The sequence below is a fragment of the Micropruina sonneratiae genome (assembly GCF_025972045.1).
GTDB lineage: Bacteria > Actinomycetota > Actinomycetes > Propionibacteriales > Propionibacteriaceae > Micropruina > Micropruina sonneratiae.
On the sequence record NZ_JAPDHX010000001.1, the window covers coordinates 293,948 to 308,395 of the forward strand.

Annotated in this window: 16 protein-coding genes; 10 read left to right on the plus strand and 6 right to left on the minus strand. The window is 70.7% G+C overall.

Annotated features, from left to right (window positions below):
- Nucleotides 1-23 precede the first annotated feature (23 nt).
- Genes OIE40_RS01430 through moaC form a run of 5 tightly spaced genes read left to right on the plus strand, consistent with a single transcriptional unit; the run spans nt 24 to nt 5,258 of the window.
- The gene (locus tag OIE40_RS01430; protein ID WP_264699233.1) at nt 24-1,115 is read left to right on the plus strand and encodes an NAD-dependent epimerase/dehydratase family protein; all 1,092 of its coding nucleotides are present in this window, start codon (nt 24-26) and stop codon (nt 1,113-1,115) included.
- A 4-nt stretch (nt 1,116-1,119) separates the two neighbouring features.
- Nucleotides 1,120-2,256 carry a polysaccharide pyruvyl transferase family protein gene (locus tag OIE40_RS01435; RefSeq protein WP_264699235.1) on the plus strand — a complete coding sequence of 379 codons (1,137 nt, stop codon included), beginning with the start codon at nt 1,120-1,122 and terminating at the stop codon, nt 2,254-2,256.
- Nucleotides 2,253-3,584: a CDP-glycerol glycerophosphotransferase family protein gene (locus OIE40_RS01440; RefSeq protein ID WP_264699237.1), complete on the plus strand. Its 1,332-nt coding sequence runs from the start codon at nt 2,253-2,255 to the stop codon at nt 3,582-3,584. Before OIE40_RS01435 ends, OIE40_RS01440 begins: the two co-directional genes overlap by 4 nt.
- Nucleotides 3,581-4,789 (plus strand): molybdopterin molybdotransferase MoeA, encoded by a 1,209-nt coding sequence (locus OIE40_RS01445; protein ID WP_264699238.1) that lies wholly within the window; start codon nt 3,581-3,583, stop codon nt 4,787-4,789. The genes OIE40_RS01440 and OIE40_RS01445 overlap by 4 nt, the downstream gene beginning before the upstream one ends.
- Before the next feature lie 4 nt (nt 4,790-4,793).
- Complete coding sequence (moaC, locus tag OIE40_RS01450) at nt 4,794-5,258, plus strand: cyclic pyranopterin monophosphate synthase MoaC (protein ID WP_264699240.1); 465 nt, start codon at nt 4,794-4,796, stop codon at nt 5,256-5,258.
- Between the two features lie 143 nt (nt 5,259-5,401).
- On the opposite strand, the gene OIE40_RS01455 is transcribed toward moaC, so the two are convergent.
- Nucleotides 5,402-5,896, minus strand: a complete 495-nt coding sequence (locus OIE40_RS01455) for a MogA/MoaB family molybdenum cofactor biosynthesis protein (protein WP_264699242.1) — start codon at nt 5,894-5,896, stop codon at nt 5,402-5,404.
- The gene (locus OIE40_RS01460) at nt 5,893-6,549 is read right to left on the minus strand and encodes a methyltransferase domain-containing protein (protein ID WP_264699244.1); all 657 of its coding nucleotides are present in this window, start codon (nt 6,547-6,549) and stop codon (nt 5,893-5,895) included. Before OIE40_RS01460 ends, OIE40_RS01455 begins: the two co-directional genes overlap by 4 nt.
- 18 nt (nt 6,550-6,567) lie before the next feature.
- On the opposite strand from OIE40_RS01460, the gene OIE40_RS01465 reads away from it, so the two are divergent.
- Genes OIE40_RS01465 through OIE40_RS01475 form a run of 3 tightly spaced genes read left to right on the plus strand, consistent with a single transcriptional unit; the run spans nt 6,568 to nt 8,200 of the window.
- Nucleotides 6,568-7,128, plus strand: coding sequence for a hypothetical protein (locus OIE40_RS01465; RefSeq protein ID WP_264699246.1), 561 nt, complete (start codon nt 6,568-6,570; stop codon nt 7,126-7,128).
- A complete protein-coding gene (locus tag OIE40_RS01470) occupies nt 7,125-7,679 on the plus strand; it encodes a hypothetical protein (protein ID WP_264699248.1) in 555 nt (184 codons plus the stop codon). Before OIE40_RS01465 ends, OIE40_RS01470 begins: the two co-directional genes overlap by 4 nt.
- Complete coding sequence (locus OIE40_RS01475; RefSeq protein ID WP_264699250.1) at nt 7,676-8,200, plus strand: hypothetical protein; 525 nt, start codon at nt 7,676-7,678, stop codon at nt 8,198-8,200. The genes OIE40_RS01470 and OIE40_RS01475 overlap by 4 nt, the downstream gene beginning before the upstream one ends.
- On the opposite strand, the gene OIE40_RS01480 is transcribed toward OIE40_RS01475, so the two are convergent.
- Both OIE40_RS01480 and OIE40_RS01485 read right to left on the minus strand, forming a co-directional pair.
- Complete coding sequence (locus tag OIE40_RS01480) at nt 8,152-9,375, minus strand: hypothetical protein (RefSeq protein ID WP_264699252.1); 1,224 nt, start codon at nt 9,373-9,375, stop codon at nt 8,152-8,154. The two genes, OIE40_RS01475 and OIE40_RS01480, sit on opposite strands and share 49 nt — an antisense overlap.
- A 7-nt stretch (nt 9,376-9,382) precedes the next feature.
- The gene (locus tag OIE40_RS01485; protein ID WP_264699254.1) at nt 9,383-10,000 is read right to left on the minus strand and encodes a phosphatase PAP2 family protein; all 618 of its coding nucleotides are present in this window, start codon (nt 9,998-10,000) and stop codon (nt 9,383-9,385) included.
- Between the two features lie 32 nt (nt 10,001-10,032).
- Between OIE40_RS01485 and OIE40_RS01490 the strand changes: the two genes are divergently transcribed.
- Both OIE40_RS01490 and acs read left to right on the plus strand, forming a co-directional pair.
- A complete protein-coding gene (locus OIE40_RS01490; RefSeq protein WP_264699256.1) occupies nt 10,033-10,575 on the plus strand; it encodes a DUF4245 domain-containing protein in 543 nt (180 codons plus the stop codon).
- Between the two features lie 95 nt (nt 10,576-10,670).
- Complete coding sequence (gene acs, locus OIE40_RS01495; protein ID WP_264699258.1) at nt 10,671-12,560, plus strand: acetate--CoA ligase; 1,890 nt, start codon at nt 10,671-10,673, stop codon at nt 12,558-12,560.
- A 216-nt stretch (nt 12,561-12,776) separates the two neighbouring features.
- On the opposite strand, the gene OIE40_RS01500 is transcribed toward acs, so the two are convergent.
- Together OIE40_RS01500 and OIE40_RS01505 are read right to left on the minus strand one after the other, a co-directional pair.
- Nucleotides 12,777-14,012 carry an MFS transporter gene (locus OIE40_RS01500; RefSeq protein WP_264699259.1) on the minus strand — a complete coding sequence of 412 codons (1,236 nt, stop codon included), beginning with the start codon at nt 14,010-14,012 and terminating at the stop codon, nt 12,777-12,779.
- A gap of 30 nt (nt 14,013-14,042) precedes the next feature.
- Nucleotides 14,043-14,294, minus strand: a complete 252-nt coding sequence (locus OIE40_RS01505) for a hypothetical protein (RefSeq protein WP_264699261.1) — start codon at nt 14,292-14,294, stop codon at nt 14,043-14,045.
- Between the last annotated feature and the right edge of the window lie 154 nt (nt 14,295-14,448).

The window sequence follows — 14,448 nt, forward strand, 5'->3', positions numbered from 1 at the left end:
GCGGCCCTAGGAGACACCCCACCATGTACTTCCACCCCATCGTGGCCGGCGACCTGGACGCCATCGTCGACGCAGACCTGTCCTGGGACGCGCTGCGTGGCCGCACCGTGCTGGTCACCGGAGTGAACGGGATGATCGCCGGCTACTTGGTGCTCGCCCTGTTGCGGGCCAACGACCGGCTCGGCCTCGGCCTGCGGGTGGTGGCACTGGCCCGCAACGCGGCCAAGGCGCGGGACCGTTACGCCGACGTCATCGACCGGCCCGACCTGGTGCTGCACGCGCAGGACCTGGCCGACCCGCTCGAGCTCGACGAGCCGGTCCACCTGATCGTGCACGCCGCCAGCCAGACCGGCCCGAGCCAGTTCACCGGCGACCCGGTCGGCACCATCGACTCCAACGTGCTGGGCACCCGCAACCTGCTGCAGTGGGCGGTCGACCACGGCGCGGCGCAGTTCCTGTTCCTGTCCACCCGGGAGATCTACGGCGCGCCGGTCGGCGACGCCCGCTTCGCCGCCGAGGACGACTACGGCCCCGTCGATCCCACCTCGGTGCGGTCGTGCTACCCGGAGAGCAAGAGGCTGGGCGAGGCGTACTGCGTCGCCTTCCGGCACCAGTTCGGGCTGGACGCCCGGATCGCCCGGATCGCGCACACCTACGGCCCGGGCATGGTGGTCGGCGACGGGCGGGTCGTGGGCGACTTCCTGGCCAAGACGGTCGCCGGCGAGAACATCGAGATGATCAGCGACGGCAGCGGGCAACTGGCGTTGACCTACATCGCCGACGTGATCGCCGGGCTGCTGCGGCTCGTCCTCGACACCGACCTGGTGGTCGCCAACATCTCCCAGGACGCCGAGTTGGTGAGCGTGCGCGCACTCGCCGAGCAGCTCACCGCGCTGTCGGCGAACCCGGACGCCCGCGCGGTCTTCGCCGAGGCGTCCGAGCAGGTGAAGGCGGGCTACCTGGCCAGGCCGCCGGCCTTCCTCGATTCGGCCCGGATGCGGGCGGCGGGCTGGTCTGCCACCGTGCCGATGGCCGCGGGCCTTGCCCGGGTTCTGGCATTCTTGCGTGAGCCCCTAGCGTCCACTGCCGCGGTTGACCCCGCACTCAGGAGGTAGCGACGTGACAAACGTCGGAATCATCAGCATCAACAGGTACTCCAAGCATCTCAACTACGGCGCGGCACTGCACACCTTCGCCTTTCAGCGGTACCTCGACAAGCACGGCGTCGAGAACACGATCATCGACTTCATGCCGCGGTTCATGAAGGGCTACAGCATGAAGTACCCGTTCCTCACCCCGCCGCCCAAGCGACGGGTCGCCCGGACGGCGTTCTGGCTGGTGAATGCGGCGCCCAACCTGGTCAAGTACCAGAAGTTCATGAAGTTCTTCGACCTGCACTACCGCTCGACGGCGACCAAGTACGACGAGGAGAGCCTGCGCAACGCGATCCTGCCGTTCGACACGGTGATCTTCGAGGCCGACGTGATCTGGAGCCCGCACACCACCGTCGGATTCGAGAACGCCTACTTCGGCAACCTGCCCTCGATGCAGGGGATGAACAAGATCTCCTACGCCGCCTCGATCGGCTACACCCGGTTCAGCGAGGAGCGGCAGGAGCAGTTCCGCGAACTGCTCAAGGGCGTCGACCACATCTCGTTGCGCGAGGTGCCGGGCGCCGAGTTCGCCCAGGAGTTCACCGACAAGCCGGTCACCGCCGTCCTCGACCCGACCCTGCTGCTGGACGCCGAGGATTACGCCGATGTCTGCGTGAAGCCCCCGGAGAAGGGCTACGTGCTGGTCTACAACTGCCTGAAGAACAACATGAAGATGGTGCGCGACGCGCAGAAGATCGCCGCCGCGCGAGGCCTGGACGTCGTCGAGATCAGCGTCTACATCCACAACAAGCGCGACCACACCACGCACGTGTCGCCGGGCATCGAGCAGTTCCTCGGCTACTTCGCCAACGCCGACTACGTGCTCACCAACGCCTTCCACGGGTTGTGCTTCTCGACGGTGTTCAAGAAGGACTTCCTCGCCTATGCGCGCGGCACCAAGGACTCCCGGGTGACGAGCCTGCTGGGTCTGCTCGGCCTCGACGAGCACTTCATGCCGCCGAAGACGCACGCGCCCGATCTGCCGCCGATCGATTGGGACGAGGTGTACGTCAAGCTTGAGGAGCAGCGGCAGATCTCCCGCGACTTCCTGTTCAACGCCATCAACGCCGGTCCCCGCTTCGACACCGAGGCCGTGGCATGAAGAAGCCGCTGCGCAAGGCCAAGCGCATCCTGAAGAGGGTGGTGAACGCCAACCGGTACGAGCGCCGCCTGCGCAAGGCCGAGCGGTACCGCGTCCTGGCCGAGCGCCACGAGCAGCGCTTCCAGGAGGTGGCCAAGCACCGCAAGGACGCCGCGCGGGTGGGCGTTTGGCGCAAGTTCGTCGACGCCCAGGTGTCCCGCGCCGCCCTCGCCCCGATGCAGGCGCTGCCGATGCAGGACAACAAGATCCTGGCCATGGCGTACCAGTCCAAGCAGTTCGCCTGCAATCCGAAGTACATCACCGAATATCTGCGCACGCAGTTCCCCGGCGAGTTCGACATCACCTGGGCGTTCCGCGACTCGCACCGCTTCGAGTGGCTCAAGGAGTGGGGCTACAACGTCGTCGAGATGTACTCGCGCGAGTACCTGTACACGGCCGCCACCTCGCGCACCGTCATCTACAACATGCGGATGCCGGTGGCGTTGAAGTTCCGGCCCGAGCAGTTGACCATCGGCACCGGGCACGGCGGAGGAGCCTACAAGAAGCTGTTGCTGGACAATCCGCAGCTGCGCCGGGTGGAGCGCTGGGAGATCACCCAGGCGGCCACTAACACGCGGCTGTACCTGTCCAGCTGCACCGCCTACACCGAGCACGTCATCAGGGGGGCCTTCGGCCACACCGGTGAGGTGCTCGAGAGCGGCATGGCCCGCAACGACATGCTGGTCAACGGCACCTACGACGAGGCCGTCCAGCGGGTGCGGCGGCACTACCGCATCCCCGACGGCGCCCGGATCCTGTTGTACGCGCCGACCTACCGCAAGGGCACCCGGGTGCCCTCCGACTACGGCATCAACATGACCTCGGTGCTGCAGGCGGCCAAGCAGCGCTTCGGTGGCGACTGGGTGGCGATGATCCGGATGCACTACTTCATCCAGACCCCGCTGGATACGCCCAGCGGTTACCACTACATCGACGCCAGCGACTACTGGGACATGCAGGAGTTGCTGGCCGCCGCCGACGTGCTGATCACCGACTACTCCTCGAGCGTGTGGGACTACTCGCTGCTGCGCCGGCCCGGTTTCCTGCTCGCCACCGACCTGGAGAAGTACCAGGACGACCAGGGTTTCTACACCCCGATCGAGGAGTGGCCGTTCCGGCTGTCGCAGTCGAACGACGAGCTGCTGGCCGCCATCGAAGCCTTCGACGAAGATGACAACGCCGCCCGCTGCAAGGGCCACCACGAGGCGTTGGGCTCGAAGGAGGACGGGCACGCCACCGAGCGGATCGTGGAACGCATCCGCCAGGAGGTGCGGACGTCGGCCACGTGACCCGGGTGCCGATGATCGGGGTCGAGGAGTACGCGCAGCGGGTGCTCGCGCTCGCCGCGGCCCGCAGCCTCTCGGTCGAACGGGTGCCGCTGGGCCGGGCAGTCGGGCGGGTGCTGGCCGAGCCGGTGGCCGCGCGGTTCGCCGTGCCGCCCTTCGACAACTCGGCGATGGACGGCTTCGCCGTCCGTGCGGCCGATGTGGGCTCGGTGCCGGTGTGGCTCGACGTGGTGGGCGAGAGCGCGGCGGCGTCCGGTTCGATCCCGGCGGTGACGCCGGGAACGGCGGTGCGGGTGATGACGGGAGGCCGCATCCCGCCCGGTGCGGACGCCGTGGTGCCGGTGGAACTGACCGACTCGCGCCCCGGCCCGGTGCCGCTGCCGCCGCGGGTCCGGATCGACGAGGCGGTTGGCACCGGGCTGCACGTCCGCCGGGCCGCGGACGACCTTGCCGCCGGAGATCCGGTGCTGCCGGCCGGAGCGGTCCTCACCGCCGCGGCCGTCGCGGCGCTGGCCAGTGTCGGCCACGGTGAGGCGCCGGTGGTGGCCCGGCCGCGGGTGGCGGTGATCTCCACCGGCACCGAACTGGTCGAGCCCGGCCGGGCGCTGATGCCGGGACAGATCCCCGACTCGAACTCGGTGCTGCTGGCCGCCCTCGCGTTGGGCGCGGGCGCCGAGGTGGTGGCGGCCAGGCGCTGCGGTGACGAGCCCGGCGCCCTGGCAAGGGCGCTGGCCGAGCTCGGCGGGGTGGACGTGGTGTTCACCTCGGGCGGGGTGTCGGCCGGCGCCTACGAGCCGGTGCGGCAACTCGGCGGCTCGGTGGAGTTCAGCGCGGTGGCGATGCAGCCGGGGAAACCGCAGGGCTGCGGGCTGGTCGACGGCGTCCCGCTGGTCGCCTTCCCGGGCAACCCGGTGAGCGCGTTCGTGTCGTTCCACGTGTTCGGCGTCCCGCTGCTGGACGCCCTGACCGGTGCGGCGCGGCGGCGTCGTGAGTGGGTGGCGCCGGCGCTGCAGGGCTGGCGTTCCCCGGCGGGCCGGCGGCAGTACGTGCCGGTCGTGGTCGAGGCCGACGGCATCCGGCCCAGCCATCGGCGCGGCTCGGGCTCACACCTGATCGGCTCGCTGCACCTGGCCGAGGCGCTGGCGGTGGTGCCCGCCGACTCCGACGAGGTGGGCGTTGGCGACCGGCTGCGGATCATGGGAATCTGAGCCGATGGAGTTCACCCACCTCGACGAGGGCGGCGCGGCCCGGATGGTCGACGTGACCGGCAAGCAGCCCAGCGTGCGGGAGGCCACGGCGTTGGGCCTGGTGCGCTGCTCGGCCGAGGTGGTGACCGCGCTGCGCGACGGCACGGTGCCGAAGGGCGACGTGCTGGCGGTGGCGCGGGTGGCCGGGATCGCCGCGGCGAAGAAGGTGCCCGACCTGCTGCCGCTGGCCCACGTCATCGGGGTGCACGGGGTGGTCCTCGACCTGGCCGTCCTCAATGAGGGGGTGGCGATCACCGCGACGGTGCGGACCGCCGACCGGACCGGGGTCGAGATGGAGGCGCTCACCGCGGTCACCGTGGCGGCACTGGCCATCGTCGACATGGTCAAGGGCGTCGACCGGTCGGCCGAGATCGTGCACTGCCGGATCGTCGCCAAGTCCGGCGGACGCAGCGGCGACTGGACGCGCTGACCAGGCTCGCGCCGCGGGTCGGGAACACATGCCCCGTCTCCCGGGCTTCCCGTCCTCCGCTCGCGCCCGTCATCCCGCCCGCTCGCGCCCGTCATCCCGGGCTTGCCCCGGGATCTCTGGTCGGGCGCACCCGCTGCGTGCCCCTAGCGCGCGTGATCGCCGCCCTCGAGCTGGTCGAGCAGGTGCGCGATCAGCGGGCCCACCACGGCCACGGTGTCGGTGACACCACCGGTCGAGCCGGGCGCGTTCACCACGAAGGCGGGCGGCCACTTCTTCAGTTGGACGATGCCCGCCTCGGCCCGCGACAGCACCGCGGTCGGAACGGACGCCGCCCCGCGGCGGCGGATCTCGTCGGCTATCCCGGGCAGCCGTCGGCTGAACAGTTCCGCGGTCACCTCGGGGGTGACGTCGCGCGGCGCGATACCGGTCCCGCCGGTGGTCAGCACGACCCGGGCGCCGGCCTTGATGGCGGCCCGGATGCCGCGGCGAATCTCCGCCGGGTCGTCGGGCACCACGGTGACCGGGGCATCCACCCCGTAGCCGGCCAGCAGTTCGGCCGCCAGCGGGCCCGAGGTGTCGGTGTACTCGCCGGCGCTGGCCCGGTCGGACACGGTCAGCACGGCTCCGGTGATGGTCATGGTTCTCCTGTCGAGTCTCGCCGCAGCAGGTACAGCATGTAGTCGAAACGACGTCCGGCGCGCCGGACGTCGATCGGTTGCTCGGTGAGGCGACCCAGGCCGCCCAAGGTGCCGGCCAGCGTGGGCGCCGGTGCCTCGGACCAGACGGCCAGCAATCCGCCCGGCCGAAGCCGCCCGGACGCCACCCGCAGCCAGTCTGCGGCATAGACCCGGACGTTGTGGTCGTGGATCAGGAAGCCGGGTCCGTTGTCGACGTCGAGCAGGACAGCGTCGAAGGCGTCGTCGCGTCGCGGCAGCCAGTCGGCGATGTCGCCGTGGTGCAGGGTGACGCGCGGGTCGTGGGCCACCGACTCCAGTTGCTCGGTGACGCCCTGCCTCGCCCAGTCGATCAACGGTTCCGCCAGCTCGACCACGTGCACGTGGGTGGCGCCGTTGGCGAGCAGCCGGGCGGCGGTGTAGCCCAGGCCGAGGCCGCCGACCACGACCACGCCGGGATCGGCGCCCGCGGCGTCCGCCAGGGCGAGCTCGCTGGTCACCTCGGCGGAGTCCATCGCGAACACTCCGTTGACGATGAGTTCGACAACGTCGCCGCGGCGACGCAGGGCGATCTCCCCGAACGGTGTCACGGCGCGGGCCACGGTGCTGAGGTCCATCCCGATTATCGTGGCCGAGTGAGCGGCGATCGGCAACGAGTCTCGGTGGCGTCCTGGCTGCGGACGTTCGGGGCGATCGCTGCCGTCGTGGCGGTGATCGGCGCGCTCGGCGGCTTCAATGCGGCCGCCTCGGCCCGGCGCAGCGCCGCGCCCGGCACGGTCATCGACGCGGGCCGTCTGCACTGGACCGTGCACGACGTCGCCCTGACCGATCGCTCGCTGGCCGACTACGAGATCGAGCCCTCGCTGCGGGTGCGGGTCACCGTACTGAACACCGCCGACGACACCGTCCTGTGGCTGGATCAGGGCACCGTCGAGCTGGTGCTGCCCGACGGCAGCGTGCTCGATGACCTGAACTGGCGCTCCGCCACCCGCTCGCTGGCCTTCCAACCCGGCATCCCCGCAGACGCCTACACCGAGGTCGAGGTGGACCCGGCCCGCCTCGCCGGCGGGGTGGTCGTCGTCCGCGTGCACGACGAGATCCCGTACCAGGGTGGGATCACGACCGAGAGCTGGCAGGTGGACGCCGACGCCACCGACGTCAGCGTCGAGGTCCGCGACGATCGGGCGGCCCGGTGAGCAGGCTGCGCGCGATCGGGGCGCTGCTCGCCTGCCTGCTGGTGGTGGCGGTGCTGAACGGCTTTCGCGGCGACGGGACCGCCGAGTCGCGTGACTACTACGCCGGGGCGGACGGGTGGGCGCACGCGCCGTCGATGTCGGGCCGGGTGGTCGGCGCTCGGCTGGCCCGGTCGCTGGTCAGGCCGGAGGTCGCCGACCCGCTCACGACGCCGGCGGTGTTCGTGGTGATCGAGTTGGAGGTGCGGGTGCGCGACCGGGTGCAGCCGTTGCAGAGCCTCACCCTGCTCACCGCGGACGGTCACAGCTACCGCCAGTTGGACGATTCCGGCCTGAGCGAACTGTCGCTCACCCAGGCCGGGTGGACCAGTTACGGCAACGCCGTCTTCGAGATGCCCGCCGAACGGGTGCCCGGCGCGACCCTGGTGGTCGGCGCACAGACCGACATGCTCGTCATCTACCGCGCCCGGCTCGCCTTCCGTGACGTGGTGGGCGACCTTGCCGTCCTGGACCGGATCGAACTGGCCGAGGCACGCAGCGAGGTGACCCGGTGAGGCGCTGGTGGCCGTTGCTGGCGGTGCTGGTGGCCCTGCTGGTCACCGCGGGGATCGGCTGGAGCCGCTACACGAACCTGCGACCGCTGAGTTCCGGGGTCGCCACCAGGACCGAACCGCTGATGGTGAACGGGGCGTCGTTCCGCGTCCTCGACCTGCAGCGGCTGCAGCGGATCACGTTCACCGATCATGATCCGCTGGTCGCGCCCGACGGCGCGGTCTGGGTGCGGTTGGACGCCGAGGTGACCCTGGTCGACGCGAGCGTCGACCCCGCCACGCTCAACTGCTACGGCGTCCTGGTCTCGGCCGGCAACGAGTGGACCGACGACTACGACCCGGCCAGCTACTCCGGGGACTACGCCCAGAAGTTGTGCAACAAGGCTGCCGATGAGCAGCCGCTGCAGCCCGGCGTTCCGAAGCGGTTGGTGCTGCACTGGCTGGTGCCCACCTGGGCGGCGGACGACGCCCGCTACTACCTGCGGCTGGCCACCCCGCCGACCGCGCTGGAGCTGCTGCCCTGAGCCTCGGCGGCGCACAGGTAGGCGGTGGTGTAGCAGGCCAGCAGGGCCGGGGTGCTGACCAGCGTGACCAGGAAGTTCGACGTGCCCATGTACAGCAGGGTGTCGGCCAGCGGACGCGGCCCGACCAGGAACAGGATCGCCCGGTCGAGCAGGGTCCCGGCCAACTGCACGGCGGCCACCAGCACCAGGAAGGCGCCGATCAGGCGGACCCCCGTGGCGCGCAGCAGCCCCAGGGTGGACAGCATGGGCAGGTACTTCTCCCGGGCCTCCGAGGTGGCCAGGTTCATGATCCGGCGCAGCGGACGGTGCCGGGTGCGGTGCAGCAGGTCGGCGGCTCGCTCGGCGCGGGTGCCCCGGACCAGGTCGGCGGCGCTGAAGTCGCGGTGCCCGAACACGGTGCCGACCAGCGCCACCCACATCAGCGGCAGCAGCACCGCATTGGCCAAGCCGGGAACGATGAAGCCCCAGAACCGGTCCGCCACCAACTGGACGCCTTCGGGCAGCGTGGTGCGGTACCAGATCGGCACGTCGGGCAGCACCCCGACGAAGGCGTCCCAGCCGGTCTGCCACCAGCGCCAAAGCTCCCGCGAGGTGAGCCAGTCGAAGCCGCGGCCGACCCATTCGCGCAGCACGAAGAACGATGCGAACACCCAGGCGCCATCGGCGACCAGTCCGACGAAGACCAGCCACCGGGCGGCGAAGCGGGTGCCGACCAGCCGCACCAACAGCCGGATCAGCACCGCGACGACGGCGAAACCCAGGAACAGCCCCCAGTCTGAGGCGTCGACGCTGAACAGGTTGGCGTCGATGCCGTGGGTCATCAGGTTGGCCTGGATGAGCTTGTCGAACTGCTCCTGCGCCAGCCCCCAGGCGCCGTAGACCGCCATGAACGGCCCCATCGACGCGGCCAGTGTCTCCAGCGGCGGGTCCTGCCCGTCGGGCGCCTCGAGACTACGGACGGCCAGCACCAGGCACGCCACCCAGGCCACGATGCCGAGGATGATGATGGTCGTGCCCAGGATGCGCTGCTCGACCGGCAGCAGGGTGGACGCGTGGCCGGTCAGCTCGTTGACGGCGTAGCCGACACTGAACCAGCCCAGCAGCGGCGGCAGGTGCCGCCACCACAGCGTGCCGGCGTCGCGGGCCAGGCCCAGCAGTTCCCGCAACGTGCGCATGGGGACCCTAGCGACCGTCGCCCGCCAGGGCCCGCCGGGCGAGACGGCCGCAGGCGAGGCCGTTGGCGAAGCCGGCCAGCACGTCGCTGGCGTAGTGCTGGCCGTTGAACAGCCGCGACCAGCCGAGTAGGGCGAGGTAGCCGGCCAGTCCGGCGCGGACGGTCACCCGGGCCGGGCCCGGCAGCGGTGCCGCGGCGGCGTCCAGGGTGACGGCGAGCGCGGTCATCGCGCCGACATGACCGCTGGGGAAGCTCGAGGTGGGTTGCCGGGTGCCGAGGTGCTCGACGCCGGGGCGGGGGCGTCCGACCAGCGCCGAGCTGGTGACGTGGGTGGCCGACGCCAGCGCCATCGCCAGGCCGGGGACGGCGGCCGACCGGCGCCGTCCGCGGACCAGCATCGCCGCAGTGAGCGCGAACCCGAGGCCGATCGCGACCGAGGTGTCGGAACTGCGGGAGACCACCGCGGCCAGCCGTGTCGTCCGCGCGCCGCCGGAGTTCCGCAGGTCGTGGTTGAGGCGGTGCTCGGCGGGCAGGTCATGCAGCGGGCCGGTGATCAGGCGTCCGACGGCGACGTTCGTGGCGACCAGCGCGACCACGGACAGGGCGGTGCGGAGCGCGGCTGGCATGGCGACGAGCGTAGTTGGTGAACAATGGACCAATGGCATCCCGACGTCCGAACGCGACCGTCTCGCAGGTGCTGATCGCCTGTGCGGTGCTGCTGGTGCCGGTGGTGCTGATCTACCTGTGGTTCAGCCGGGTCCCCGACCCGACCCCGCGGCCGGTCGACTGGCAGCCCGTGGTGACGCTGGCGAAGACGGAGGCGCCGTACCCGGTCGCCGTCCCGGAGAACCTGCCTGAGGGCTGGACGGTGGTGCGGGCCCGCTGGACGCCGGCGGGGGAGCCGGGGCTCAACCAGCAGCCCGCCGTCGGCGACACGCTGCAACTGGGGTACCTGACGCCCGACCAGGTCTATCTGGGGCTCGACCAGCGCAACACCGACCCCAAGGGGTTGATCGCCGCCGCCAGTCGCGCCACCACCGCCGATGGCGAGTCCGAGCTGGCCGGGGTGTCCTGGCAGCGCTACGTGAGCGACGACCGCCGCAGCCGCGCGCTCGTCCGCAGCGACGAGCAGAGCACCCTGGTGATCAGCGGCGACCTGCCCTACGAGGCCCTGGAGGCGTTTGCGGGCACTTTGGCCTGACCGACAGGGACTCGCGGCCGGCGACTCGACCAGTGCGAGGGCACCCGGTTAGTCTCACTCCATCCCGACGGACTCCAATGGAGGAGATCAACGCAATGGCAGAGCTCGAAGGCGACGTCGTCTACCCCGACCCCTCGATCGCAGCTGATTCCCACGTCCCCGACGCCGACAAGCTGCGCGCCGAGGCACTCGCGGACCCGGAGGGGTTCTGGGCCGACCGGGCCAATGAGCTCGAATGGTTCAAGCCGTGGGACAAGGTGCTCGACGACTCCGAGGCACCGTTCTACAAGTGGTTCACCGGCGCGCGGGTGAACATCGTCCACAACTGCCTGGACCGGCACCTGAGCGGACCGAACAAGAACAAGCTGGCGCTGATCTGGCAGTCCGAGGACGGCAAGGAACGACGCACCTTCAGCTACTTCTCGCTGAATCGCCGGGTCAACGAGATGGCGAACATCCTCAAGGCGATGGGTGTCGCCAAGGGCGACCGGGTGACGATCTACCTGCCCCGCATCCCGGAGGTGTTCTTCGCGATGCTGGCCTGCGCCAAGATCGGCGCGGTGCATTCGGTGATCTTCGCCGGCTTCTCCGCCGACGCGCTGACAGACCGGATCGACGACTCCCAGTCGAAGCTGGTGATCACCGCCGACGGGTCGTGGGTGAACGGCAGCGTGTTCCCGCTGAAGCAGATCGTCGACGACGCGGTGAAGTTCTCGCCGACCGTCGAGAACGTGATCGTGGTGAAGCGCACCGGCACGGAGGTCACCATGGATCCGCTGCGCGACCACTGGTACCACGACCTCCAGCTGCTGCCGATCGCGAAGGGCAAGTGCGCCACCGAGCAGTTGGACGCCGAGCATCCGCTGTACATCCTGTACACCTCCGGTTCGACCGGGAAGCCGAAGGCGATCCTGCACACCCACGGCGGCTACATGGTCGGGACCTACACGACGCTGCAGTACAGCTTCGACATGCGTCCCGAGGATCGCTGGTGGTGCACGGCCGATCCGGGCTGGGTGACCGGGCACTCGTACCTGGTGTACGGGCCGTTGCTGACCGGGGCCACCACGTTCCTGTTCGAGGGCGGGCCGACCTACCCCAATCCCAGCCGCTGGTGGCAGCTGATCGAGTACTACGGCATCACGCAGTTCTACACGGCGCCGACCGCGATCCGGTCGTTGATGCGCTTCGGTGAGGCGTGGCCGAACCGACACGACCTGAGTTCGCTGCGGCTGCTGGGCACGGTGGGCGAGCCGATCAATCCCGAGGCGTGGAAGTGGTTCCACAAGGTCATCGGCAAGGAGGTCTGCCCGGTCATCGACACCTGGTGGCAGACCGAGACCGGCATGTTCCAGATCACCCAGGTGCCGGGCGAGCCGCAGAAGCCCGGCTCGGCGGGCAAGCCGTTCTTCGGGCAGGACGCGGCGATCTTCGACGAGGCGGGCGACGAGGTGCCGGACGGCGACGAGGGTTTCCTGGTGCTGAAGAACCCGTGGCCGGCGATGTTCCGGACGCTCTACGGCGACGACGAGCGATTCGTCAACACGTACTGGTCGAAGTACCCCGGCGTCTACCTGGCCGGCGACGCGGCCCGCAAGGACGCCGACGGCTACCTGTGGATCATCGGCCGCACCGACGATGTGATCAACGTGTCCGGGCACCGGCTGGGCACCGCCGAGGTCGAGTCGGCGCTGGTGTCGCACCCCGATGTCACCGAGGCCGCCGTTGTCGGCCTGCCGCACGAGGTCAAGGGCCAGGCGATCCACGCGTTCGTCACCCTGCGCGTGGGGGCGTCCGGCTCGAAGGAACTCGCCGAGGAGTTGCGCAAGCACGTGTCGGCGCACCTGTCGCCGATCGCCAAGCCGGACGCGATCGACTTCCCCGACAAGCTGCCCAAGACCCGTTCGGGCAAGATCATGCGCCGGGTGCTGAAGGCGCGCGCGCTGGGCCAGGACGAGGGCGACCTCACCACGTTGGAGGACTGACCCTCGGGCCGACCCCGGCTCGTCCATCCGGGCCTGCCCCGGGGTGTCGTGTGGTCGTGGTGAGATCCCGGCGTGCGCCGAGGTGACGGTGGCGTCACGCTTCGGGTGTGGGACGGGGCATCACGACGCTCACACCGTCGTCACGCAGGTCGAGCGCCACCGGTCGGCGGAGGGGAGTAACGGTGAGGCAGGCTCGATCGACGTATGCGGGCCGGCTCAGCGACGTCCCAGCGGCACCAGCAGCACCACCACAACCAGCACGGGCAGGGTGAACAGCGCCAGGCCGCTGAACCCGACCCACCCCAGCACCCCGCCGGCGCCGATGGCGCCCAGGGCGCCGAGCAGGCTCATCAGGGCGTCGTTGCGGCCCTGCCGCCTGGTCCGCAACCACTCTGCGGACGCCTCGGTCAGCAGCGCAGCGCCGGCGACCGTCGCCCCGCTCCAGCCCAGCCCCAGCAGCACCAGGGCGGCCGTCACGATCGTGGAGTCGTCCGAACCGACGCCGATCAGCGCGGCGCTCGCGGCGAGCAGGGCGTACCCGAGAACGATCGTCGGCAGCCGTCCCCAGCGGTCGGTGAGCAGGCCGAAGACCGGGGAAAGCGCGTACATGCCGGCGATGTGCAGGCTGATCGTGAGCCCGACGACGGTCAGGGTGGCGCCGTGGTGCATCAGGTGGATCGGGGTCATCGCCATCACCGACACCATCACGGCGTGCGCGCCGACCACCGCGAGCATCGCGTAGCGCGCCGCGACGGGCCGGTCCGCCCGGGCGATGCCGGACGCCGCCGCGGTCCGGGCGTCCAGCGCGCGTTGGGCGAGCAGCAGCGGATCGGGCCGCAATGCCGCCAGGTACAGCACGATGCCGGCGGCCTGGCCGAGCACGGTGAACAGGTACGGACCCGTCATCGGTGGCATGCCCACCCATTCGCCGAGCATCTCGCCGGGGCCGACCAGGTTGGGACCGAGCACGGCGCCGACGGTGGTGGCCCAGACCACGATCGACAGGTCGCGGCCGCGTGAGGCGTCCGTGGCCAGGTCGCTGGCGGCGAACCGGGACTGCAGGTTGGCCGCCTGGCCGGCACCGATCAGCGCGAACCCGGTCAGCAGCAGCGCGAACGACACGATCGCCACCGCCGCGATGACGAGGCCGACCCCCGCCAGCGCGACGGCCATGCCGGTGGCCAACGCCGGACGCCGGCCGCGCCGGGCCGCGAGGGTGGCCAGCGGCACCGAGGTGATCGCCGTGCCCAAGGTAATGGCGGCCGTCGCCAGACCGGACAGCGAGTCGTCCCCGGACACCGCCGCGGCCAGCACCGCACCGAGGGACACGGTGGCGCCGAAGCTGATCCCGCTCAGCACCTGGCCGGTGGACAGCACCCACAGGGCCCGACGCCGTGCGGTCGTCAGTTCGTCGGCGAGGGCGGCGTCGATGAGCGGGGCATCTGAGGGCACCGGGTCACCCTAGTGGGGCGGCGAGCGGGCTCAGCCGGTGAACCGCAGGTCGGCGTAGCCGGCGCCCCGCGACGCGGTCACCGTGCGCACCCATCCGGACGGCCAGTAGTCGACCGGCTCGTCGACCCTGACCCGCAGCCCGTCGGGCCAGCGGTACGTCTCGGAGTAGCGCAGGCGGACCGTCCCGGTGGGCGAGGCCAGCCGGACGCGGGGCTTGCCTATCCGCCCGGTACGGGGGTGTCCGTCGCCGGTATCGACCCCGCCGTCGGCGTCCTCGAACACGCGGTGACCAGCAGCACCGCGACCGCCGCCACGACGGCCGTCAGTTCCTTCCTCGCACGGCGCGAGTCTAGGCAGGAACGACGAACGCCCTTCGTCCTGGCGGACGAAGGGCGCGTAGTAGCTCTGGGTACTGCCTCAGCGAAGGTCGCGCTTC

What these genes read in the sequence shown, in the direction of transcription:
- OIE40_RS01455 (WP_264699242.1), bottom strand. Translation starts at nt 5,896, where the DNA reads ATGACCATCACCGGAGCCGTGCTGACCGTGTCCGACCGGGCCAGCGCC.
- acs (WP_264699258.1), top strand. Translation starts at nt 10,671, where the DNA reads ATGGCAGAGCTCGAAGGCGACGTCGTCTACCCCGACCCCTCGATCGCA.
- OIE40_RS01440 (WP_264699237.1), top strand. Translation starts at nt 2,253, where the DNA reads ATGAAGAAGCCGCTGCGCAAGGCCAAGCGCATCCTGAAGAGGGTGGTG.
- OIE40_RS01460 (WP_264699244.1), bottom strand. Translation starts at nt 6,549, where the DNA reads ATGGACCTCAGCACCGTGGCCCGCGCCGTGACACCGTTCGGGGAGATC.
- OIE40_RS01480 (WP_264699252.1), bottom strand. Translation starts at nt 9,375, where the DNA reads ATGCGCACGTTGCGGGAACTGCTGGGCCTGGCCCGCGACGCCGGCACG.
- OIE40_RS01430 (WP_264699233.1), top strand. Translation starts at nt 24, where the DNA reads ATGTACTTCCACCCCATCGTGGCCGGCGACCTGGACGCCATCGTCGAC.
- OIE40_RS01490 (WP_264699256.1), top strand. Translation starts at nt 10,033, where the DNA reads ATGGCATCCCGACGTCCGAACGCGACCGTCTCGCAGGTGCTGATCGCC.
- OIE40_RS01485 (WP_264699254.1), bottom strand. Translation starts at nt 10,000, where the DNA reads ATGCCAGCCGCGCTCCGCACCGCCCTGTCCGTGGTCGCGCTGGTCGCC.
- moaC (WP_264699240.1), top strand. Translation starts at nt 4,794, where the DNA reads ATGGAGTTCACCCACCTCGACGAGGGCGGCGCGGCCCGGATGGTCGAC.